At 70.2% G+C, this 22626-nt stretch carries 20 protein-coding genes and 1 pseudogene; 13 read left to right on the top strand and 8 right to left on the bottom strand.

Annotated features, from left to right (window positions below):
* The first annotated feature begins 239 nt into the window (after positions 1-239).
* Both FG385_RS31220 and FG385_RS34545 read left to right on the top strand, forming a co-directional pair.
* Positions 240-1088 (top strand): FAD-dependent oxidoreductase, encoded by an 849-nt coding sequence (locus FG385_RS31220; RefSeq protein ID WP_200834747.1) that lies wholly within the window; start codon positions 240-242, stop codon positions 1086-1088.
* Positions 1012-1437, top strand: coding sequence for an FAD-dependent oxidoreductase (locus FG385_RS34545; RefSeq protein WP_235022905.1), 426 nt, complete (start codon positions 1012-1014; stop codon positions 1435-1437). The genes FG385_RS31220 and FG385_RS34545 overlap by 77 nt, the downstream gene beginning before the upstream one ends.
* A 46-nt stretch (positions 1438-1483) precedes the next feature.
* On the opposite strand, the gene FG385_RS31215 is transcribed toward FG385_RS34545, so the two are convergent.
* Positions 1484-2155, bottom strand: coding sequence for a helix-turn-helix transcriptional regulator (locus FG385_RS31215; protein ID WP_327436869.1), 672 nt, complete (start codon positions 2153-2155; stop codon positions 1484-1486).
* Between the two features lie 83 nt (positions 2156-2238).
* Here FG385_RS31215 and FG385_RS31210 point away from each other — a divergent pair, with 83 nt between their 5' ends.
* From FG385_RS31210 to FG385_RS31200, 3 genes are all read left to right on the top strand, one after another.
* Entirely contained in the window at positions 2239-4626 is a 2388-nt protein-coding gene (locus tag FG385_RS31210) for a helix-turn-helix domain-containing protein (protein ID WP_139100393.1), read from the top strand.
* A gap of 117 nt (positions 4627-4743) precedes the next feature.
* Positions 4744-5775, top strand: coding sequence for a serine hydrolase domain-containing protein (locus FG385_RS31205; RefSeq protein WP_160148932.1), 1032 nt, complete (start codon positions 4744-4746; stop codon positions 5773-5775).
* Between the two features lie 152 nt (positions 5776-5927).
* Positions 5928-6668: a GAF and ANTAR domain-containing protein gene (locus tag FG385_RS31200; RefSeq protein WP_139100391.1), complete on the top strand. Its 741-nt coding sequence runs from the start codon at positions 5928-5930 to the stop codon at positions 6666-6668.
* Positions 6669-6730: 62 nt separating this feature from the next.
* On the opposite strand, the pseudogene FG385_RS35745 reads toward FG385_RS31200, so the two are convergent.
* Positions 6731-6900, bottom strand: a pseudogene (locus FG385_RS35745) (cellulose-binding protein); the annotation flags it as partial.
* A gap of 172 nt (positions 6901-7072) precedes the next feature.
* The gene (locus FG385_RS31195; RefSeq protein WP_160148931.1) at positions 7073-8071 is read right to left on the bottom strand and encodes a hypothetical protein; all 999 of its coding nucleotides are present in this window, start codon (positions 8069-8071) and stop codon (positions 7073-7075) included.
* Positions 8072-8204: 133 nt separating this feature from the next.
* On the opposite strand from FG385_RS31195, the gene FG385_RS31190 reads away from it, so the two are divergent.
* Both FG385_RS31190 and FG385_RS31185 read left to right on the top strand, forming a co-directional pair.
* On the top strand, positions 8205-8981 hold the full coding sequence (locus FG385_RS31190; RefSeq protein ID WP_139100389.1) for a crotonase/enoyl-CoA hydratase family protein: 777 nt from the start codon (positions 8205-8207) through the stop codon (positions 8979-8981).
* Between the two features lie 269 nt (positions 8982-9250).
* Positions 9251-9862 (top strand): Rv1733c family protein, encoded by a 612-nt coding sequence (locus FG385_RS31185; protein ID WP_456061886.1) that lies wholly within the window; start codon positions 9251-9253, stop codon positions 9860-9862.
* Between the two features lie 2 nt (positions 9863-9864).
* Here FG385_RS31185 and FG385_RS31180 read toward each other — a convergent pair whose 3' ends face one another.
* On the bottom strand, positions 9865-10491 hold the full coding sequence (locus FG385_RS31180; RefSeq protein WP_139100388.1) for an alpha-ketoglutarate-dependent dioxygenase AlkB: 627 nt from the start codon (positions 10489-10491) through the stop codon (positions 9865-9867).
* Positions 10492-10882: 391 nt separating this feature from the next.
* On the opposite strand from FG385_RS31180, the gene FG385_RS31175 reads away from it, so the two are divergent.
* Entirely contained in the window at positions 10883-12322 is a 1440-nt protein-coding gene (locus FG385_RS31175; RefSeq protein WP_139100387.1) for an LCP family protein, read from the top strand.
* A 104-nt stretch (positions 12323-12426) separates the two neighbouring features.
* On the opposite strand, the gene FG385_RS31170 is transcribed toward FG385_RS31175, so the two are convergent.
* On the bottom strand, positions 12427-13146 hold the full coding sequence (locus tag FG385_RS31170) for an IclR family transcriptional regulator (RefSeq protein ID WP_200834746.1): 720 nt from the start codon (positions 13144-13146) through the stop codon (positions 12427-12429).
* A 140-nt stretch (positions 13147-13286) separates the two neighbouring features.
* Here FG385_RS31170 and leuC point away from each other — a divergent pair, with 140 nt between their 5' ends.
* From leuC to FG385_RS31155, 3 genes are all read left to right on the top strand, one after another.
* Positions 13287-14702 (top strand): 3-isopropylmalate dehydratase large subunit, encoded by a 1416-nt coding sequence (leuC, locus tag FG385_RS31165; protein WP_139100386.1) that lies wholly within the window; start codon positions 13287-13289, stop codon positions 14700-14702.
* Between the two features lie 14 nt (positions 14703-14716).
* Positions 14717-15319, top strand: a complete 603-nt coding sequence (gene leuD / locus FG385_RS31160; RefSeq protein WP_139100385.1) for a 3-isopropylmalate dehydratase small subunit — start codon at positions 14717-14719, stop codon at positions 15317-15319.
* Between the two features lie 217 nt (positions 15320-15536).
* Positions 15537-16169 carry an HU family DNA-binding protein gene (locus FG385_RS31155; protein WP_139100384.1) on the top strand — a complete coding sequence of 211 codons (633 nt, stop codon included), beginning with the start codon at positions 15537-15539 and terminating at the stop codon, positions 16167-16169.
* A 693-nt stretch (positions 16170-16862) separates the two neighbouring features.
* Here FG385_RS31155 and FG385_RS31150 read toward each other — a convergent pair.
* From FG385_RS31150 to cofC, 3 genes are all read right to left on the bottom strand, one after another.
* Complete coding sequence (locus FG385_RS31150; protein ID WP_235022906.1) at positions 16863-17786, bottom strand: NUDIX hydrolase; 924 nt, start codon at positions 17784-17786, stop codon at positions 16863-16865.
* Positions 17787-17788: 2 nt separating this feature from the next.
* Positions 17789-19975, bottom strand: a complete 2187-nt coding sequence (locus FG385_RS31145) for an RNA degradosome polyphosphate kinase (protein WP_139100399.1) — start codon at positions 19973-19975, stop codon at positions 17789-17791.
* Positions 19976-20091: 116 nt separating this feature from the next.
* Positions 20092-20721: a 2-phospho-L-lactate guanylyltransferase gene (gene cofC, locus FG385_RS31140; RefSeq protein ID WP_139100382.1), complete on the bottom strand. Its 630-nt coding sequence runs from the start codon at positions 20719-20721 to the stop codon at positions 20092-20094.
* A 58-nt stretch (positions 20722-20779) separates the two neighbouring features.
* Here cofC and FG385_RS31135 point away from each other — a divergent pair, with 58 nt between their 5' ends.
* Together FG385_RS31135 and FG385_RS31130 are read left to right on the top strand one after the other, a co-directional pair.
* Entirely contained in the window at positions 20780-21487 is a 708-nt protein-coding gene (locus FG385_RS31135) for a lysophospholipid acyltransferase family protein (protein ID WP_139100381.1), read from the top strand.
* Positions 21487-22497, top strand: a complete 1011-nt coding sequence (locus tag FG385_RS31130; protein WP_139100398.1) for an NAD(P)H-dependent glycerol-3-phosphate dehydrogenase — start codon at positions 21487-21489, stop codon at positions 22495-22497. Before FG385_RS31135 ends, FG385_RS31130 begins: the two co-directional genes overlap by 1 nt.
* The last annotated feature ends 129 nt before the right edge of the window (positions 22498-22626 follow it).

Raw genomic sequence — 22626 nt, 5'->3', positions numbered from 1 at the left:
CATTGTCAGACACGCAGGCGCCACACAGACCCACTTGACATCAACTCGCAAGCCCTAACTACGCGGCATTGGGATTAGCGGGCCCCGGCGGGGTGCGGCAACACCGCCGCCGGAGCCCTTCGACCTTCGAACCGAACCCACGACGAGCAGATCCCGGCGTACGAAGGGGCAGCACAACGATAACGGGCGAGCTCGTCCTGGGCCGGTTCGGGCTACCACACCAACCGGAAGGGACGACCATGAACGAGCACAGGACCGCGCTGGTCATCGGCGGCGGGATCGCCGGGCCGGTCGCGGCCATGGCATTGCGGCGGGCCGGGATCGAGGCCCGTGTCTACGAGGCGTACCAAGGGGCTGCCGACGGCGTCGGCGGCATGCTCGGCCTCGCGCCCAACGGCATCGACGCGCTCGACGTGCTGGGCGCCGCGGATGCCGTGCGCGGTATCGGCGAACCCGTCAAGTCGATGATCATGCGAAGCTGGACCGGCAAGCGACTCGCGGAGTTCGGCGGCCAGGACGGCGAACCGGTGTTCCACGCCGTCTGGCGGGGCGAGCTTTGCCGTGCCCTCTACGACGAAGCCGCCCGGCGCGATATCAAGACCGAGCACGGGAAGCGCTTTCTCACTGCCCACGAAACGGCTTCCGGAGTCATCGCCGAGTTCGACGACGGTACCAGCGCGGAAGCGGACCTCCTCATCGGAGCGGACGGGATCCGCTCGGCCGTCCGATCGGTGATAGACCCGAACGCGCCCCAGCCTCGCTACACCGGCCTGCTCGGGTTCGGTGGCGAGACGGCGAAACCGGTCGGCCTGTCTTCGACCAACGGCTCGATGCACATGATCTTCGGCAAACGCGCCTTCTTCGCCTATTTCGTCTACGAGGACGGCCACGTCGGCTGGTTCGCCAACCTGCCGCGCCAAACCCCTGACCCTCGCCGAGTCGCGGGCCGTCGATCCACGGGAATGGTTGCGCACACTGGAAAGCGCCTTCGCCGAGGACCGCATCCCCGCCGTGGACATCCTGCGCGCGTGCGAGCCGGCAGAGCTGCTCGCGGTCGGCGCGCTCGAGGACCTGCCGAACGTTCCTAAGTGGAGCCGCGGGCGGATGGTGCTCGTCGGCGACGCGGCGCACGCGACCTCGCCGAGCTCGGGGCAGGGCGTGTCGCTGGCCATCGAAAGCGCCGTCCAGCTCGCCCGGTGCCTGCGCGACATCCCGTCCACATCGGACGCTTTCGCCGCTTACGAACGCCTGCGCCGGCCGAGGGTGGAGCGGATCATCGCCGCTGCCGCGCGCACGAACAGCGGCAAGGCGGCGGGGCCGGTGGCGCGGGTCGTGCGGGACCTGGTGCTGCCGGTCGCGATGAAACTGCTGGCGAAACCGGAGAAGATGGCCTGGCAGGTGGACTACCGTATCGACTGGGACGCGGCCGCCGCGTGACCCGGGGGCGGCGACGATGCCGCGGGTCCCCACCGGGCCGAGGGCGTCAGATCAGCCCGTGACGCAGCGCGTACGAAACGGCGTGGGTGCGGTTGCGCAGGCCGAGTCTGCTGGTGAGCTTGTGCAGGATGTTCTTCACGGTCCGTTCGGAATAGGCCATCTCGGTGGCGATTTCGGCGGTGTCCCGGCCGTCGGCCAGCAGCCGCAGCACGGTCGCCTCGCGATTCGACAGGCCGGTGGGGGTGAGGTCGTGCGGAACGAGGACGTCGCAGTGCAGCCGTGCCAGATCCTGCAGCATCTGCCCGAGTTGTTCGGGCGGCAGATGCCCGTGCCCCTGGCACGCGTCGCTGATCGCGCGGCGCAGCCGATGCGGGCTCGCCTCCTCCCGCGGCACGAACACGACGAGGCCGCTCTCGATCGCCGTCCACAGGTCGCCGGGTTGCGGTGGATCGGCGACCAGGACCAGGCGGGCCTGCCGCTCGGACTCCCCGACCAGATAGGGCAGTGAGCGGATGTCGCTGGTGACGGCGACCAGCACACTCGCCTCGCGCTGATCGCCCTCGACGAGCCGGATACCTGGCCGGCCGCGAAGGGCACTGACCACGCCCGCGCGCAGCAGCGGGTCTCCCGCCAGCACGCCGACCGGAACGGCGGAAGTGGGCTGACCGTACGGTGTGTGTTTGCCCGTGTCCTCCATACGGGCGATACCGATTGACATGTGGCCAGGAAACCGCGAACCGTGAGCCGACGGCCAGGAAGAACGACCAGCAGTTTTTCCGGGAGGCCAGTTCTGCCGGTTTAATGGCGCCGGTGAACGTCACATCCGCCGCCGGCGAACCGGCCTTCGGGGAGTTCCTCCTGAGCCTTCGCCGGGCCGCCGGGCTGACTCAGGCCGAGCTCGCCGAGGCCTCGGGCGTCAGCGTCCGGGCGCTCAGTGATCTCGAACGCGGCCGCGCCCGCGCATCCCAACGACGATCCACCGAAGCACTCGCCGACGCGCTCGGTATCGCCGGCGATGAGCGGGCGGCCTTCCTCGACCGAGCCCGGCAGGGCCGCCTACGTGGCGCGCGCCCCGGCGTGGCGCCCGGCACGATCGCGATGTTGCCGACCGCGGTGCCCGCGCTCGTCGGCCGGGCCGCCGAACTGGACCGGTTGCGTTCGGCCGCGCGGGCCGCGGCCGAAACCCCAGGCGGGGTGGTCGTTTCGGTCGTCGGGCATCCGGGCGTGGGCAAGACCTCGCTCGCCGCGACCGCCGCGCACGAACTGCGGGGGGAGTTCCCCGACGGCTGCTTCTCCCTCGATCTGCGCGGCATGGACGATCGCCCGGTGTCTCCGCGGGCCGCGCTCGATCTCCTGCTGCGTGCCCTGCGCGTGCCGGTACAGCAGATCCCGCTCGGCGTCGCCGAGCAGGCGAGCCTGTTCCGCTCGCTGCTCGCCGGGCGCCGCACGATGATCCTGCTCGACAACGCCGCGGACGAGACGCAGCTGCGCCCGCTGCTGGCCAGGACCACCGGCTGCCTCACGGTCATCACGTGCCGCCGCGCGCTCGCGGGGCTCGAGTCGGGGCGGTGGATCTGGCTCAACCCGCTCAGCCGCACCGACGCGGCGTCGCTGATCGGCACGATCATCGGCGCCGAGCGGGTCCGGGCCGAGCCCGAGGCCGCGGCGGAACTGGCCGAGCTGTGCGGGAACCTGCCGCTCGCGGTGCGGATCGCGGGTAACCGGCTGGCGAGCAGGCCGAACTGGTCGATCGGCCACCTCGTCTCGCTGCTGCGCGACGAGGGCACCCGGCTCGCCGCGCTGTCCGCGGGCGACCTGCGGGTGCGTCCGGCGTTCGAGATGTCCTACCAGCGCCTGACGGGCGACGCGCGCCTAGTCTTCCAGCGGCTGGCGCTGGTTCCCGGACCCGACTTCGGGGTCGAGATCGCCGCCGTCGCGACCGGCCGGCCCGAGGCGCGGGTGCGGCAGGACATCGACGAACTCGTCGACGCGAACCTCCTGCAGGCCTCCGCCGAGGACGGCCGCTACTCCTACCACGACCTCATCCGGTTGTTCGCCTCCGAGCGCCTCGCGGCCGAGGAGGAGCCGGACGATCTCGCGAAGATGCGGTGCGCGGTCGTCGGCTACTTGCTGGACAGGGCGATCGAAGCGGCGCGATGGTTCTTCCCAGAAGTCGTCGACGCGCCCGGCGTGTTCTCCTCCCGCGACCAAGCGGGGCACTGGCTCGATCGGGAGGCCTCGGGCTGGCTGGCCGCCTACCGCAGCGCCGCGCAGCACGCCGAGCCGCGCCGGATGGTCGACCTCGCCGAGGCGATGCACTGGTACTCCGACGTGCGCCAGCGGCACGTTCCCTGGGACGAGGTGTTCGAGCTGGGGGTGGCGGCCGCGCGCGAGCTGGGGGACCGGCAGGCCGAGGTGAAACTGCTCAATTTCGCCGGCTGGGCCCGCTACATGTGCCTGCAGGACAGCGAAGGCGGGCTCGCGCTGCACGAGGAGGCGCTCGCGCTCGCGCGGCGGATCGGTGACCGGGTGGAGGAGACCTGGGCGCTCGCGTACCTCGGCGTGGTGCTGATGCGGCTCGGCCGGCCGCACGAGGCGCTCGGCTACAGCCGCCCGGCGGCCGAAGGCTCGGCCGAGCTCGGATTCTGGGCCGGGGACTGGTCGATCCGCAACGGGCTCGGCCAGGTGCTGTGCGCTGTCGGCAGGCCGGAGGAGGCGCTGGCCGTGCACCGCGACGTCCTCGCGGGCACCGAACTGCACCGCGCCGAGGCGAATCCGAACACGTACCTGATCTTCCGCGGCCTGACGTTCCGGCATGCCGGGGTCGCGCTGGGGCTCATGGGGGACTGGGCGGACTCGGCGTGGGCGCACCACACCGCGCGCACCCTCGCCGGCGAAGCCGGTGACGCGACGGGCGCCGCGGGTTCCGCGCTCGCGGAGGGCAGGGCGTGGCGCGAAGCGGGGGAGTACTCGCGCGCGATCGAGTGCCTGCTCGCCGCGCTCGCGGAGTTCACCGAGCCGTTCACGCGGTGGGAACGCGCACAGGCCCTCGCCGAACTGGTGCTGGCACTGGAAGCGTCCGGGGAAGGCGCGGACGCCGGTGACCACCGGCGGGAAGCGCTGGTCCTGTGCGGGCAGGTCGGGACGGAGGCGGCGGAGCGGCTCGCGGCGGAGCTCGGCCGGGCGTGACAGGAACTCCGCGCGCCACAGACGCGGCTGCTCGATCTTCACCGCGACCACACCGTCCCCCTCGAACGCCCCGGCCAGCTCCGCAATCCACTGTGGACGCCCGCTAGTCTGCTCGGCGTGAGCCTGGAAACCGCGGTGGAGCTCGTCGAAGCACGGGGTGCGGTCGCGCAGCTGTGCGTGCTCCGCGGTGACGAGGTGCTGCTGGACCGTTCGTTCGGGTGCGCGCCTGACGCACTGTTCTGGATCTTCTCCGCCAGCAAGCCCTACACCGCGATCCTCGTGCACCTGCTCGCCGAGCGCGGGCAGCTCGCGCTGGACGCGCCGGTCGCGACGTACTGGCCGGAGTTCGCGCGGCACGGCAAGGAAGGCATCACCGTCCGGCAGGTGCTCCAGCACCGGTCCGGCCTGACCACCGCGGGCACCGCGCTCGGCGACGCGCTCGCGATGACGAACTGGCGGCGTTCGGTCCACCGCATCGAGCGCACCCGGCCGCGCTGGCCGCCGGGACAGGCTCCTGCCTACCAGTTCCTCACGTTCGGCTTCATTCTCGGCGAGGTCGTGCGGCGAGTCACCGGCCGGGCGTTTCGCGACGTCCTCTCGACGGAACTGCTGGCACCGCTGGGCGTCCGCGACACCTACCTCGGCCTGCCCGGCGAGCTGTGGTCGCGAGCCGTGCCACTGCTCGCGCCCGGCCCGGTCGCCGCGACGCTCAACCGGCCCGCGGCTCGCGCCGCGGTGGTGCCGGCGGCCGGCGTCTCCACGACAGCACGGGATCTGGCCGCGTTCTACCGCGTGCTGCTGCGCGGCGGCGACGGCATCATCAGTGCCTCGAGCATCGAACAGGCGCGCGTGCCGTCCAGCGACGGTGAGCTCGACCGGTACGTCAAGTTGCCCATCCGGTGGTCGCAGGGGTTCCAGCTCGGCGGCCCGCGCCCGGCGCTGACCCCGCTCGGCGCATCGAGCAGCCCGCGCACGTTCGGCCACAACGGCAGCAACTGCTGTATCGCCTGGGCCGACCCCGATCGCGACCTCGTCTACGCTTACGTGACCGACCGTGTGCGGGGCCAGGCCGCGGCCGTGCGTCACCAGGCGGCGGTGGCCGATGCCGTGCTCGGCGAGTTCACGCTGGGCCGGGAACGGCGCGGATAGACGCGGATCGGTGCGGCGCGGCTGGGCGCGTTTTGAACGGGCCGCCCATGGCCAGACCTCGTGCGCGGGCATACGCTCAGGGTGAACGACTGGGGGAGGTGGCGGAGGTCACCCGGGTTCGCCACCGATGACAAGTTCGAAGGGGAGCACCGATGAGTGTGCCCGACGCGCGAGTGACGAGGACGTTCGTGGAGCTCGCGGACACCCTGGTCGCGGACTTCGATCTGCTCGAATTCCTGAACCTGCTGACCGTCCGGTGCGTGGAGTTGCTGGAGGTCGACGCGGCGGGACTGCTACTGGCCGACGCCCACGGGGTGCTCAACGTGGTCGTCGCGTCCGGGGAACAGGCTCGGTTCCTGGAGCTGTTGCAGTTGCAGAATCAGGAAGGCGCCGCGATCGACTGCTACCGCGAAGGGCAGGCGGTCGAGTGCCCGGATCTGGCGAAGGCGCCGGCGCAATGGCCGGTGTTCGCGCAGGAGGCGCAGGAAGCGGGGTTCACCTCGGTCGCCGCGGTGCCGATGCGGTTGCGCGACGACGTCCTCGGCGCGCTCAACCTGTTCCGCGGAACCGCGGGCGAGCTGGGGCACGAGAGGCTGAGTGTCGGGCAGGCGCTGGCCGACGTCGCGACGATCGGCATCCTGCACGAGCGGACCATCCGGAAGCACGAGGTGCTCGTCGACCAGTTGCAGACGGCGCTGACCAGCCGGATCACGATCGAACAGGCCAAGGGCGTGCTCGCCGAGCGGCTCGGGATCGGGGTGGACGAAGCGTTCGTGAGCCTGCGGCTGTTCGCGCGCAGCAACCGGCGGCGGCTGATCGACGTGGCGACGTCGGTGGTCGAGCGGCAGCCCGAAGGTGACGACGTGGTGGCCGCTTACCGGCGTGCGCACTGAGCGACACGTGCGGGCCGGGGCCGCATCCGGCCCCGGCCCGCACCTCCACCCCTCGGGCCATGTCAGCCGATCCGCAGATCGACGCAGGAGTAGAACGCGTTGGCGGTGTCGGCGATGTTCCACACCGCAAGGAGTTTGTGGTCGACGGCGGCTGGGCGTTCCCGCCGTCCACCACCGTGACGCGGGTGCCGTCGACGAAGTACTCCCAGTTGGTGGTGCGGTGGTTCGCGGTGTTGCACTTGAGGTGCTTCCTGCTGCGCATGCGCCGTGCCCTTTCCCTGGCTTGGGACGGGTTGTCTGAACCTCTATGGTCTGGACCATAACTCGGAGTAAAGAAACGGTCAAGGATCGCGTTCGCGGAAAATCACCCACAGTGCGAGTTCCGGACTGCCGCTGGCGACGACTCACTCCGCTTCGTGCGCGCGCTTTTCGGCGGCCTTGGTCGCGCGCTTGGCGGCGGTCAGTGCCTTGCGCGCGGCGGTGACCTCGGCGCGCAGCTGCCGTTCGGTTTCGGTGGCTTCGGCCAGGCGCTCGCGAAGGCCCGCGACGTTCGCGGTCGCCTCCTCCGCGCGTAATTCGGCGTCCGCCAGACCTTGCTCCGCTTCGTCATGTGCCTGGGCAGCGGCCTCGAGTTCGCGCGTCGCCCGCTTGCGAGCCGCCAGCCGGCGCTCTTCGTCACGGGCCTTCTGCCGTTCCTCGCGTAGTGCCTTCTGGCGTTCCTCGCGCGCCCTGGCCGATCGATCCGGCTCGCGCGGCGGAGCCGTCCGATCGGGCTCGCGCGGTGAGGACTTCCTTTCCTTGCGCGGCGCGCTCTTCGCCGGCAGGAGGGCGGCCGCCAGCCACTGCTCCGGGGAACCAGGCGCCAGTGCCGCGCTCAATCGAGCGGACCGCACCCCTTCGAGAGCCTTCTCGTCCGATACCGCGGCTTCGAACGTGTCCGCGACCTGACGCCCGGTCGCGTCGCCGTAGGCGTACCCCGCCTTCCGGGCCAGCCAGTGCGCCCGCTTGCTCAGCATGTCGATCAGCTCGTGCCGCCGCCGGGAAAGCGCTCGCAGGTCCTGCCCGGCCAGGCGCTGGTGCGCCTGGCGCAACGCCGCGCCGACCTCCGCGAGTTGGTCGATCTCTTCGGGGCAGTTGCGGCTCACCTGGTTCACCAGCCAGGCGGCGACCGTCGGCTTGCGCAGGCCGGCGATCCGGTCCACCAGCGCGCGATCCGGCCGCGCCTGCTTGGCCCGCTCGTCGCGGAGCGCCGTGAAGTCCTCGCGCTTCGCGGCGTACAGCTCGTCCGACACCACCTCGAAGTCCATCGCGCCCAGTGAAGCACGGTTCCGGGCGCGCGAGCGGTATTGGCGCAGACCACGGCCGCGCAGCGCGATCAGCGATACCACTCGTTCGGGTGACATGAGGTGACGAGCCGTCGCCGCCGCCGGGGGTGAAAACACCGGCACCCGGGTGCGGGATATCAACGGTCGATAACGAAAGAATTGCGACTCGGTCGGTGGTGAGGCACCTTGAATTGACAGTAGGGTCACGGATATGAGCGAAGCGGTTCGCATCGAACGGCAGGGTCCGGTGTACACGGTGATCCTGCACCGGCCCGAGGCCCGCAACGCCGTCGACGGTCCGACGGCGGCGGCGCTGCACGGCGCCTTCGAGGAGTTCGACGGCGATCCGGATGCTTCGGTCGCGGTGCTGTGGGGCGAGGGCGGCACGTTCTGCGCCGGCGCGGATCTCAAGGCCGTGGGCACCGAGCGGATGAGCCGGTTGGCTCCGGACGGGCCCGGCCCGATGGGGCCGACGCGGATGCGGCTCGGCAAGCCCGTGATCGCCGCCGTCGCGGGGCACGCCGTCGCCGGCGGGCTCGAGCTGGCCTTGTGGTGTGACCTGCGGGTCGCGGCGGAGGACGCGGTTTTCGGGGTGTTCTGCCGCCGTTGGGGCGTGCCACTGGTGGACGGCGGCACGGTCCGGCTGCCCCGGCTGATCGGGACGAGTCAGGCGATGGACCTCGTGCTGACCGGGCGTCCCGTCGAAGCCGCCGAGGCGTTGCGGATGGGGCTGGCGAACCGGGTCGTGCCGGCCGGGCACGAGCGGGCGGCAGCGGAGGAGCTGGCCGCCCGGATTGCCCGGTTCCCCCAGGTCTGCCTGCGCCAGGACAGGCTTTCGGTCCTCGAGCAGCACGGACTCACCGAAACGGACGCGCTTTCCGCGGAATGGCGGCACGGAATGGTGTCCTTCGAATCGGACGCGATTGCCGGGGCGCAGCTTTTCGCGGCCGGTTCCGGGCGCGGCGGCTCGTTTTCCGATTTCGACTAGCGCATGGATTCGAATTGACTCGGACGGGGAGATGGTCACTTTCCGTTACCGTCGAGCGACCTACTTTCGGACGATGTTGTCACGGCCCGTGTCCGTGCCAGCATGGAGCCGGGTATTGATCTATCCCGCGCGGGCACGGTAAACCGGATTGTGACGGGCCGCTCAAAGCGGCGTTGGTCTCGTTTACGAGCCAATTCGGGTACCGGCGCGGCAAAGTGGGTATCGCCAAGTGTGTTCGCCACGTAACTGGGAAAGGGGGACTGAAGACCGTGAACGGACCATTCGGGCGCATCGCTCGATTCTGGCGCCGTATCCATCTTGGTCGTAATCCGTTGGCCAGACGCTCCGACCGGGTCGAAGGAGTCGTGCTACTCGTCGTCGTCCTGGGGTTGTTGATAGCGCTTCCGATCGCCGCGCTCATCGGTTCTAAAACCTACCGCGGCCAGCTCGCCGTTTCGGCCGAGCAACGGGCTTCTCGCCACGCCGCCACCGCGACCCTCCTCGAGGACGCGCCTTCGCCGGTGCCCGCCACCGACGGCGCCTACCCGACCGCGGGGGGAACGAGTGGTGGGGTGCATGCCAGCTGGCCCCTGCCCGACGGCACCCAGCGGACCGGCACCGTGGGCGCCGACAGCGGTGCCACCGCGGGTACGCACGTCCCGGTATGGCTGTCCGACTCGACCGGTGACCCCGTCCCCGCGCCGATGACGCCCTCCGACGCCGCGACGACGAGCGTGCTCGCCGGCATCTTCTCGTGGCTCGTGGCGGCTCTGGGGCTCGCCGCGGTGTACTGGACCATTCGGCTGATCCTCGACCGCCGCCGCGCGACCCGCTGGGATCGCGAGTGGATGCACGCCGGGGATCGCTGGGCGCGGTCCTGAGTTCAGCGCACACCCCGTGGGCGGAACTGGATGCTGATGCGCGGCCCGACCGGCTTGCCGGTCTTGGGGATCGCGTGCTCCCAGGTGCGCTGACACGTTCCGCCCATGACGATCAGATCGCCGGGCCCGAGGGCCTGGCGGACCGTCTGCCCGCCGCCGCGGGGCCGCAGCAGCAGGCTCCGCGGGGCGCCGACGGACAGGATTGCCACCATCGTGTCCTCGCGTGAGCCGCGGCCGATCGTGTCGCCGTGCCACGCGACACTGTCCCGGCCGTCGCGGTAGAGGCACAGTCCCGCAGTGCGGAACGGCTCACCGAGTTCGCCCGCGTAGTGCCGGCTCAGGGCCGACCGTGCGTCCCTGAGTACCGGGTCGGGCAACTCGTCGGTCTCGTCGTAGAAGCTGAGCAGCCGCGGCACGTCGACGACCCGGTCGTACATGCGGCGCCGTTCGGCGTGCCACGGCACATCCGCCGCCAGCCGTTCGAACAGCGTGTCCGCGCCGGTGAGCCAGCCCGGCAGGACGTCGATCCACGCGCCGTCGGTCAACGGCGTGCGCCGGACCCCCGACAGCGGCCGGAGCGCGGCTTCCTCGGTCTCCCCGAACAGGGAGCCCTGCAGTCCCACGGTCATGCCCGAGAGCCTACACCTGTGTTCGAACGTTTGTTTGAACCTTTCAAGGTCTGTCCGGGGCTCCACGGGAAGTAGAGCCTGGTGGACTTCGACTCGGCGAACCCGCAGCGCGCGCAGAGCAATCGTCGTCGTCACGGCGGCCGTCGTCACGGCGACCCGCGGTTGAAGCCGTCGACTGAGCACGAAGGCGCCCGCGCCCGGAGCGGCGACCCGAATGTCCCAAGGGGACGGTAGGAACGCCACGGTCGAAGGCGGCATGCCTGCGGTCGGGCGGATCATCGTGTCCGCCTGACGGCGTTTTTGCTCGTCGGCCCGGCCGTCCACACCGGAATCCCGTGGCCGTGGCCACATTTCACGGTATCCGCATGCGGCCGGTGATTTGCTTGTCCGGATGAGCAAGTCCCGATCGGCCGGTGTCACGGGCAGAACCGTGGTGGCGCTGGCGTCCGTGCTGGTGTTCGGTGTCACCGCGCTCGGATGGTCGCAGGTGCACCGGCTCACGTCCGGACTGTCCACCGCCGACGTGATCGACCCCGGTGCGAAGACACTGGCGGGGGAGCAGAACATCCTGCTCGTGGGCCTGGACACCCGGACCGACGCGCAGGGCAACCCGTTGCCGGCGGACCTGCTGAACCAACTCCACGCCGGTAACGCCAGCGATGGCGGTGACAACACCGACACGATGATCCTCGTGCATATCCCCGCCGGCGGGGCGAAGGCCGTCGCCTTCTCGATCCCGCGCGATTCCTACGTCGAGCTCGCAGGCGGTTACGGCAAGCACAAGATCAACTCGGCGTACACGTACGCACAGGTCGCGGCGGCGAACTCCTTGCGGGCGCACGGGGTGGGCGGCGCGCAGCTGAACGTCGAGGCGGCGCAGGCCGGGGCGAAGAACGCGATCAAGACCGTCGAGGCGCTCACGGGCCTGACGGTCAACCACTTCGCGTCGGTCAACCTGGTCGGCTTCTACGACATCAGCGAGGCGATCGGCGGCGTGCCGGTGTGCCTCAACGCACCCGTGCACGATCCGTACTCCGGTGCGGACTTCCCGGCGGGGCAGCAGACGATCTCCGGCAAGCAGGCGCTCGCGTTCGTGCGGCAGCGGCACGGGTTGCCGAACGGCGATCTCGATCGGATCCGGCGGCAGCAGGCGTTCATGGCGAGCATGGCGCACAAGGTGCTCTCGGCGGGCACGCTCACGGACACCACGAAGCTGAGCAGCCTGATCGATGCGGTGAAAAAGACCGTCACGCTCGATCAGGGCTGGGATGTGTTCTCGTTCGCCCAGCAGTTGCAGAGCCTGAGTACCGGCAAGATCCAGTTCGAGACCATCCCGGTCGGCGACGTGGATCTGAAGACTCCGGACGGGGACTCGGTGCAGGTCGATCCCGCGCAGGTCAAGGCCTTCATCCAGCAGGCCATCGGCGGTGGTCCACGACCGTCCACAGTGGCCCCGACCACGTCGGTCCGGGGGAGCTCGGGCGTCGTGGTGGACGTCGACAACGCCAGCGGCGTAGACGGGCTCGCCGGGCGCGTGTCACAACAACTGGGCGGGCTCGGGTTCACCGCGGGCGCGGTGTCGACCGTCGCCTCCCGGCACACGACGGTGGTCGAATACGCGACGGGCGACCGCGCGGAAGCCGAACAGGTGGCACAGTTCCTCGGCAGCGGAGTGCGCACGGTCGCGGACTCCGCGTTGCGCCACGGGCACGTTCGGGCGTACCTGGGCACCGACTACGCCGGCCCAGGCACCGCGTCCACCACACCCCCACCCGCACCCCCAAGCCCCACCCCGGCGATCACCGCCGGAAACACAACCTGCCTGAACTGACCCGCCCCCACGCCCCGATTCCACCGCTCACGCCCCCGAGTTCTACGTTCAGGACGCCGAACTCCGCGCCCTGAACGTAGAACTCGGCGGGGACGGGGGTGGGGTTAGAGGCGTTCCTGCAGGGCGTCGGCGGCGGCCAGCAGGTCCGCGGCCCAGCGGGCACCGGGCTTGCGCCCGATCCGGTCCACCGGACCGGACACCGACACCGCCGCGACGACGGCCCCCGCGGAATCCCGTACCGGCGCGGAAACGCTCGCCACCCCGGGTTCGCGTTCGGCGACGCTTTGCGCCCAGCCCCGGCGGCGTACTTCGAGCAACGTCCGTTCTCCGAACACCGCGTCTGCCAGGATGGCGCGCTGCGTATGCGGATCCGCCCACGCCGACAGCACTTTGGCCCCGGAGCCCGCCGTCATCGGCAAGCGGGACCCGACGGGCACCGTGTCGCGCAGCCCGCTGCTCGGCTCGGAAGCCGCCACGCAGATCCGCTGCACTCCGTCGCGCCGGTACAGCTGAACGCTTTCGCCCGTGATGTCCCGGAGCTTGGGCAGGATGGAACCGGCGGCGTCCAGAAGCGGATCCGTCGTGCCACCCGCGAGTTCGGCGAGCGCCGTGCCCGGCCGCCATCGGCCGTCGGGCCCGCGGCGCAGCAACCGGTGCACTTCGAGGCCGACGGCGAGCCGGTGCGCGGTCGCCCGCGGCAACCCGGTGCGGCTGCACAGTTCCGCGAGCCCGCACGGATCCTCGGCGACGGCTTGCAGTACGGCCACGGCCTTGTCGAGCACACCGATACCGCTGTGCTGGTCTGAAGGGCTATGCTGTCCCACGAAGCGATACTAACTTCCCGAACTATGGGAAGTCCACAATCTGGGACACATCGAACTCGAGCTGCGCGCCACCGTGGCTCGAACCGCGAGCCGTAGATCGAGTTCCTTTGCTCCCAACCAACCTCGTGGGAGGAGCGCAGATGACCGCGACACGGCCCCGCACGCTGGCCGAGAAGGTCTGGGATGCGCACGTGGTGCGCAAGGGCGAAGGCGCGGAGCCCGACCTGCTCTACATCGATCTGCATCTGGTGCACGAAGTCACCAGCCCGCAGGCGTTCGACGGCCTGCGGCTGGCCGGCCGCAAGGTCCGCAGGCCGGACCTGACCATCGCGACCGAGGACCACAACGTCCCGACCGTGGACATCGAGCTGCCGATCGCCGATCCGGTGTCGCGCACGCAGGTCGACACCCTTCGCCGCAACTGCGCGGAGTTCGGCATCCGGCTGCACCCGATGGGCGACGCCGAGCAGGGCATCGTGCACGTCATCGGCCCGCAGCTGGGGCTGACCCAGCCCGGGACGACCGTGGTATGCGGGGATTCCCACACGTCCACGCACGGCGCGTTCGGCGCGATGGCCTTCGGCATCGGGACTTCGGAGGTCGAGCACGTGCTCGCCACGCAGACCCTGCCGCTGCGTCCATTCAAGACGATGGCGATCAACGTCGACGGGCAGTTGCGGCCCGGGGTGACGGCCAAGGACATCATCCTCGCGGTCATCGCGAAGATCGGCACCGGCGGCGGCCAGGGCTACGTCCTGGAGTACCGCGGCAGCGCGATCGAGTCGCTGTCGATGGAAGCCAGGATGACCGTCTGCAACATGTCCATCGAGGCGGGCGCGCGCGCCGGCATGATCGCGCCGGACGAGACCACCTACGCCTACCTGAAGGACCGCCCGCACGCGCCGAAGGGCGCCGACTGGGACGCCGCGGTGGCGAACTGGAACGACCTGCGCACCGACGAAGGCGCCGAGTTCGACGCCGAGGTGCACCTCGACGCCGGCGCGCTGACCCCGTTCGTCACCTGGGGAACCAACCCGGGACAGGGCCTTCCGCTGGGTGAGAAGGTGCCGAACCCGGAGGCGATCGCGGACGAGAACGAGCGCATCGCCGCGGAGAAGGCGCTGTCCTATATGGACCTGAAGCCGGGCACGCCGCTGCGGGAGGTCAGCGTGGACACCGTGTTCCTCGGCTCCTGTACCAACGGCCGGATCGAGGACCTGCGGGCCGCCGCGAGCGTGCTGGCCGGCCGCAAGGTGGCCGGCAGCGTCCGGATGCTGGTGGTGCCGGGCTCGATGCGGGTGCGCGAGGCGGCCGAAGCCGAGGGGCTGGACAAGGTCTTCCTCGAAGCCGGCGCCGAGTGGCGCCAGGCCGGCTGCTCGATGTGCCTCGGCATGAACCCGGACCAGCTGTCGCCCGGTGAGCGCAGCGCGTCCACCTCGAACCGCAACTTCGAGGGGCGGCAGGGCAAGGGTGGCCGCACCCACCTCGTTTCACCGCTCGTGGCGGCCGCCACGGCCGTTCGCGGCACGCTGTCCAGCCCCGAAGACCTGAACTGAAGGAGCCCGCCACCATGGAGCCGTTCAAGAATCACACCGGCGTCGGGGTCCCGCTGCGCCGGTCCAACGTGGACACTGACCAGATCATCCCCGCGGTCTACCTCAAGCGGGTCAGCCGCAGCGGTTTCGAGGACGGGCTGTTCGCCGCCTGGCGCGGCGATGAAACGTTCATCCTCAACCAGGAGCCCTTCAACGCCGGTAGCGTGCTGGTCGCCGGGCCGGACTTCGGCACCGGCTCCTCGCGCGAACACGCTGTCTGGGCATTGCAGGACTACGGGTTCCGGGTCGTCATCTCCGCCCGGTTCGGCGACATCTTCCGCGGCAACGCCGGCAAGGGCGGACTGCTGGCCGCGCAGTGCGAGCAGATGGACGTCGAACAGCTGTGGAAGATCCTGGAGAACGAGCCCGGCACGGAGGTCGCGGTGGACCTCGAGGCGAAGACCGTACGGGCCAAGGACTTCGTCACGAGCTTCGCGATCGACGACTACACGCGCTGGCGGCTGCTGGAGGGGCTGGACGACATCGCCCTCACCCTGCGGCACGCCGGAGAGATCGACACCTTCGAGTCGCAGCGTCCCAACTGGAAGCCGGTGACCATGCCCGCACCCACCTCGTAACCACAGATTCCCTGCTCAGCAAGGGAATCGGTGACTCGCCACACGGCGCCGGACGGCGCGCGGAAGCCCCCTAGGGGGTCGCTCGGAGGGCGGAAAGCACGCCCCGGGCTGGAAAAATTTCCGCGCGCCGTTTGGAATTTCCGGGGGATTGGTAATACCGTGTGCGCAAGTCGGCCGAAGTGGCCGTGTGACAAGTAGTTCTTCATGGAGGACTGGAATGGCCAACAAGGCCCAGCTGATCGAGGCGCTCTCCGAGCGTTTGGGCGACAAGAAGGTTGCGTCCGAGGCCGTCGACGGTCTCGTCGACATCATCATCCGTACGGTCAACAAGGGCGAGAAGGTGAACATCACCGGCTTCGGTGTGTTCGAGAAGCGCGCCCGCGCAGCCCGCACCGCGCGCAACCCGCGCACCGGTGAGACCGTGCGCGTGAAGAAGACGAACGTGCCCGCGTTCCGCGCTGGTACCACGTTCAAGGACGTCATCAGCGGCGCGAAGAAGCTGCCGAAGGCCACCGCGGTCAAGCGTGCGACCACCGCGACCCGCGCCGGCACCACTTCGCGGACCGCCACCACGCGTGCCGCCGGCACCCGTGCGGCGAGCACCCGCAGCACGGCGACCCGTCCTACCGCCACGCGCAGCACGGCCACGCGCAGCACCACCGCGCGTAGCACTGCCACGCGCGGCACCGCCACGCGGACGCGCGCCGCCGCGGCGACCAAGGCCGCGCCGAAGCCCGCGGCCAAGGCGACCACCACGAAGAAGGCGACCACGGCCAAGAAGGCGACGCCGGCCAAAGCCGCGCCGAAGGCCGCCGCGAAGAAGACCACTTCGCGCGCCAAGAAGAAGTAACGAGTCGTTCACCCGAACGGCTTCCCGGCAGGGCCCCCGCGAACCTCGCGGGGGCCCTGCCGCGTTTCGGCCCGCCGAGATCTACGTAGGGGACGATGACTTCGACGTTCGCGACGGCGAGTTCGACGTGCAGGGCGGCGAGTTCGACGTTCGCGGCGGCGAGTTCGACGTTGGCGGCGGTGAGTTTGACGTTCGCGGTGGCGAGTTTGACCATGCTGGCGCCGAGTCCGGCGTTCGGGCGACGGGTCTCGTGTTGGCGCGCTCGACGTTGGGGACGCCGAGCCCGAGGTTCGGGCGCCGCGAGTCCGGCGTTCAGGGACGGTGAGTTCGGCGTTCGGGGTCGCGAGTTCAGCGTTCAGGGATGGTGAGTTCGGCGTTCGGGGCCGTGACTTGGGCGTTCGGGCCCGCTGAGTCCCACGTCGCGGCCGCGCGCAGCACCGTTGTGGCGCACGGGGTATCGGCGGCGCCGGGGCTGTGCGACGCGGGTACGGCGACGACCAAGCCCCTCAACGAGCCCTCAAAAGGCCCCTCAACAGGCCTCAAAAAGACTCCCAAACAGGCCCCAACACGCTTTCAAAGCAGGCCCCGGATCGACGGGCACGCGGCACGCGTCAGTGCCTCCAAGAGTGGCCGTCTCCAAATGGGAAAGCGGTTACCACTCAATAACGCCCGAAACGTCACGAGCAAATGGGTTCAGGACCACGCCGAGGCCGGATGGGGCAATGCGGTGGGGTAGTAGTCCGCGGCGACAAGACGGGGCACGCCATTCGATTCGCCGGCGTGAAAGGACAGCACCCAGACCGAACCCTTCTTGCTCGGCACCATGCTGCCGTTGCCCGCACCCACCGGCACTCCGGCCCGTTCCGTCAACGTGGCCACGACATCGGGAATGACGCCACCCTGGCTGCACACCACGGGAGTCCCGCCCCCGGCGGCGATCGCCAGCAGCCGCGACAGGCCACTGCGCGGATCATCCCAGTAGCCTTCCTCCGCGAGCAACGGTTCGTGCGCCACCTGGGTGTCCAGATCCTCCGCGACACCCAGCACCGTCTGCACGCACCGCACCCGGGGCGCCGCGAACACCCGGTCCACTCCGAACAGCGGGACGAACTTCCGGACGGCTTCGGCCTGCCGCTCACCGGCCGGCGAAAGCGGCCGCAGATCGTCGTCTCCCGTCCACTCGCCGCGCTTGCCGGCCTTGGCATGCCGCACCAGCGCCACGGTGCCCAGCGAGGCAGGTAGCGCGGCGAACGCCCGCAGCACATCGGCATCGGTGCCGTAGCTGAGCGAACCGGCGGCATCCCCGAGCGGCAGCCAGCGCAGCGCATCGACCTCGTGGTTCGCCCGGAACGCACCACCGGCCACCGACGCGCTGTAGTACTCGACCATCTTGTCCCCGTCCGGCACGCGGTAGCGCACCGTCCGCAGGCGCCGGCCGAGGATCGCGCGGAACCCGGTCTCCTCTTCGATCTCCCGCACCGCGGTGGCCGGCAACGTCTCGCCGGGATCGAGCTTTCCCTTCGGCAGTGACCAGTCGTCATAGCGCGGCCGGTGCACGGCGGCGACTTCCACGCCATCGGTACCCGCCCGCCACAGCACTGCCCCCGCGGCGGCGATCGTCACCCGTTGGCCCCGTGCTTCTTCAACAACTCGACCTGGTGGTCGCGAACGTCGGAACCTTCGGCGGGGAACGGAGACCATTCGCCGGTCGACTCGAGCACCCAGCACCGGGTGGCGGGATCGAGCGCGGAGTCGAAGACCTCCTCCAGTTGCGCGGTCAGCTTCGGATCCTTGACCGACACCAGCGCCTCGATCCGGCGGTCGAGGTTGCGGTGCATCATGTCGGCGCTGCCGATCCAGTGCGAACCACCGGCGCGGAAGTGGAAGATCCGCGAATGCTCCAGGAACCGGCCCAGGATCGAGCGGACGGTGATGTTGTCGCTCAGCCCAGGCACCCCCGGTTTGAGCGCGCAGATCCCGCGCACCACGATCTGGACCGGTACGCCTTGCTGCGACGCGCGGTACAGCGCGTCGATGACCTGCTCGTCCACCAGTGAGTTGCACTTGATGCGGATCCCAGCCGGCTTGCCGGCGCGCGCGTGCTCGACCTCCTCGCCGATGAGCCGGATGATGCCGCGGCGGATCCCGTTGGGGGAGGTGAGGATGTTGCGGTAGGTCTCCTGCCGCGAGTACCCGGTCAGGACGTTGAACAGGTCCGTCAGGTCCGCGCCGATCGCCGGGTCGGCCGTGAGCAGGCCGAGATCCTCGTACAGCCGCGCGGTCTTCGGGTTGTAGTTGCCCGTGCCGACGTGACAGTAGCGGCGCAGCGTCGGCCCTTCGTGCCGCACCACGAGCGAGACCTTGCAGTGCGTCTTCAGCCCGACGAGCCCGTACACCACGTGCACGCCCGCGCGCTCCAGCCGACGGGCCCAGGTGATGTTGGCCTCCTCGTCGAAGCGAGCCTTGATCTCCACGAGCGCCACGACCTGCTTGCCCGCTTCGGCGGCGTCGATGAGCGCGTTGACGATCGGGGAGTCGCCGGAGGTGCGGTACAGCGTCTGCTTGATCGCGAGCACGCGCTCGTCCGCCGCGGCCTGCTCGACGAAGCGCTGCACGCTCGTGGAGAACGAGTCAAACGGGTGGTGCACCAGCACGTCGCCCTCGCGGAGGGTGGCGAACACGCTCTTCGGCATCTCACGTTCGGCGAACGCGGGATGCGTCACCGGCACGAAAGGGCGGTCCTTCAGTTCCTTACGGTCCAAACTGGACAACTGGTGCAGGCAGGTCAGATCGAGCAGCCCGGGCACCTCGACCACGTCGTTCGGGTCCACCTCCAGCTCGCGCAGCAGCAGGTCGAGCATGTGCTCGCTCATGTCCTGCGCGACCTCGAGCCGCACCGGCGGGCCGAACCGCCGCTGCGCCAGTTCGCGTTCGAGTGCTTGCAGCAGGTCCTCGTCGCGATCTTCCTCGACCTCGAAGTCGGCGTTGCGGGTCACCCGGAACACGTGGTGCTCGGTGACCTCCATCCCGGTGAACAGCTCTCCGAGGTGGGCGGCGATGAGCTCCTCGAGGGGCAGGAACGTCGCGATCCGGCTTTCCCGTTGGGATTCCACGCGGATCAGGCGCGGGACGTTGTTCGGCACCTTGACCCGCGCGAACCGTTCCGTGCCGCCTTCCGGGTCCCGCACGGTGACGGCGAGGTTGAGCGACAGCCCCGAGATATAGGGGAAAGGGTGTGCGGGGTCGACGGCGAGCGGCGTGAGCACCGGGAAGATCTGCTCGCTGAAGTAGTTCGACAGGCGCAGCTGGTCCGGGCCGTCGAGATCGGTCCAGCCGACCATGTGGATGTCGTGCTCTCCCAGCTCCGGCCGGACGTGCTCCTCGAAGGCGATGGTGTGCCGCTCGACGAGGTCCTGGTTGCGCTTGGCGATGTAGGCCAGCTGCTCGCGCGGGGTGAGCCCGTCCGCGCTGCGCACCGGCAGGCCCGTCTCGTCGCGCCGCTTCAGCCCGGCGACCCTGACCATGTAGAACTCATCCAAATTGGACGCGAAGATCGCGAGGAACTTGGCCCGCTCGAGCAGCGGCTGTGAGGCGTCCTCGGCGAGCGCGAGCACGCGCGCGTTGAAATCCTGCCAGGACAGCTCTCGGTTGAAGTAGCGGTCGTCGGGGAGCGACTCGGCCGAGGCGGCGGGCACCGGCGCGGTCACCGCGGGGGGCGCCGAGGGCACGGCGCGGAACTGCACGTGCCTGCTCGGGTCGGTGGCGGGTGCGGTCTGGTCCGAGGTGATGGTTTCGTCGCTGCTCACAGGTGCATTGTTCCTCAGATCGAGCCGGTTCGCCCCCACCCCGAGCGCCAGATCCAGCACGACGCCGGTCGCGCGCGCGGCGACCTTCAGAAGTTGACCCACCGGACGCATGACGTTCACGCCGCGCTCCCCTCATACACCAGCGCGGCGGTCCGCTTCCCGAGGCCCAGCGTGCCCGCATGCTCGAGATCAGCCGCGGTGTCCACGTCGCGGCGGAGGCTCGGCGCGGTCAGGCCGAGAGCGATCGCGCCGGTCCTGGCGTGCGCGCGGGCGGAACCGGGGCCGAAACGCGGGGCGAGCGCGGCTCCCGGGGCGGACAGCAGCAGTGTCGTCCCGGTGCGCTCCCAGTCCGCGACGAACGCGCGGCGCCCGGCGGACGCGGCCAGCGCGGCTTCCAGATCTTCCGGGCGCAACGCGGGCAGGTCCGCCTGCAGCGCGCCGAGGATCGCACCGGGATCGTCGGCCCGCAGGTGCGCTTCACCCTGGCGCAGTGCGGCGTTGAGATCGCCGGGCCCGTCCTCGCCGACGATCTCGGCACCGAACCCGGCCAGCTCCCTGACCGCCCGCGGATCGGCGGCCACCACGAGTACCCGCCGGACGACTTCCGAGGCGGCGGCGATCGTGTCCGAGGCCAGCGCCAGCACGAGTTCCGCGTGCCGGGCGTCGTCCACCGCGCCGCGCAGCCTGGACTTGCCCAGCCGCGGCGGCTTCATCGGCACGATCAGGTCCACCGGCACGGTTTCCATCTTTCCCGATGGTGCACCCTAGGATCAGCCGGTACCAGCAGATACCACAGGAGGAGCCTTGGCCGGTCGTGAAAAGGGCGGGTTCTGGGTCGGATTCGCCGCCGCCCTGTTCTATCCCGTCAGCTACGTTGGCCGACGGGTTTACCGTGGTGGGGAGCATATCCCCCGCGAAGGTGGCGCGCTCCTGGTGATGAACCACGTCTCCCATATGGACCCGGCGGTCGACGCGGTGTTCGTGCACCGGCAGATGCGGGTGCCGCGGTTCCTGGGCAAGAGCAGCCTCGTCACGACGCCGGTCTTCGGGAAGATCTTCGTCGGCGCGGGCAGCATCCCGGTCTACCGCGGGTCGAGCAACGCGGGCGACAGCCTGCGTGCCGCGCACCAGGCGCTGCGGGACGGCAAGGTCGTGGTGATCTACCCCGAGGGCACCATCACCAAGGACCCGAACGGCTGGCCGAAGCGCTCGTACACCGGTGTCGCCCGGCTCGCGCTCGGAACCGACGCACCGGTGATCCCGATCGCGCGCTGGGGCACCAACGAGATCCTGGACTTCTACCACAAGAAGCTCCGGCTCTTTCCGCGCAAGACGATCAGCCATTACGTCGGCGAGCCGGTCGATCTGTCGCCGTACCGCGACAAGGAACAGACCGCCGCGGTGTTGCGTGAGGTGACCGAGCTGCTGATGGGCGACGTGACCGACCTGCTGGCCGACATCCGCGGCGAGCGGCCGCCGGCGAAGAAGCCGGAGCCGGCGGACGGCGAGTGATGGACGTCCAGCGCATCACCGTGCTCGGCGCGGGTTCGTGGGGCACGGCCTTCGCGAAGGTGCTTGCGGACGCCGGCCGGGACGTCACGGTGTGGGCCCGCCGCCCCGAGGTCGCCGCGGAGATCCGGGATCTGCACGGCAACACCGGGTATCTCCCGGGCGTCGTGCTGCCCCCGACCCTGACCGCGACCGCGGATCCGGCGGAGGCGCTCGGCGGTGCCGAAGCGGTGGTGCTGGCCGTGCCGAGTCAGAGCCTGCGGGCGAACCTGACCGGCTGGCGCGGGCTCCTGCCGCCCGGCGCGATCCTGGTGAGCCTCGCGAAAGGGGTCGAACTGGGCACGCTCAAGCGGATGAGCGAGGTGATCTCGGAGATCTCCGGAGCGCCGCAGAACGAGATCGTCGTGGTGTCCGGGCCCAATCTGGCGCGCGAGATCGCGCAGGAACAGCCGGCGGCCGCCGTGCTCGCGTGCACGGACCACGAGCGCGCGGTGGCGGTCCAGCGCGCCTGCTCGAACGCGTATTTCCGGCCGTATACCAATACCGACGTGATCGGCTGCGAGCTCGGCGGCGCGTGCAAGAACGTGATCGCGCTCAGCTGCGGGATGGCGGCCGGCATGGGCTACGGCGCGAACACCATGGCCACGCTCATCACCCGCGGGCTGGCGGAAATGGCGCGGCTGGGCACCAAGCTCGGCGCCGATCCCCAGACCTTCGCGGGTCTGGCCGGCGTCGGCGACCTGGTCGCGACCTGCTCGTCCCCGCTGTCGCGCAACCGTACGTTCGGGGAGCGGCTGGGCCACGGCGAGACGGTCGAGCAGGCACAGCAGGCGGCCGGCGGGCAGGTCGCCGAGGGCGTCATGTCCTGCTCGTCGATCCGGGAACTGGCCCAGACCACCGGGGTCGACATGCCCCTGACGGACGCGATGCACCGGGTCGTCCACGAAGGCCTGGACCCCCGCGCCGCCGGCGCCGAACTCCTGGGCCGCCAGAACAAGCACGAATGGTCCTGACCGCCGAGATCTACATTCGATGGGTGCGAGTGCGCTGATTCCACGGAGTGGGATCGCCTTGCGCGGCCCGGTTCGTCCTGGTTGTCTGGGCGCCATGTTCGCGCAGGGCTATTGCGGTGTTCCGCACCC

This window comes from Amycolatopsis alkalitolerans (assembly GCF_006152065.1).
Taxonomy (GTDB): domain Bacteria; phylum Actinomycetota; class Actinomycetes; order Mycobacteriales; family Pseudonocardiaceae; genus Amycolatopsis_E; species Amycolatopsis_E alkalitolerans.
The sequence above is the reverse complement of the archived record's forward strand: the minus strand, read 5'-3'. Positions and strand labels throughout refer to the sequence as shown.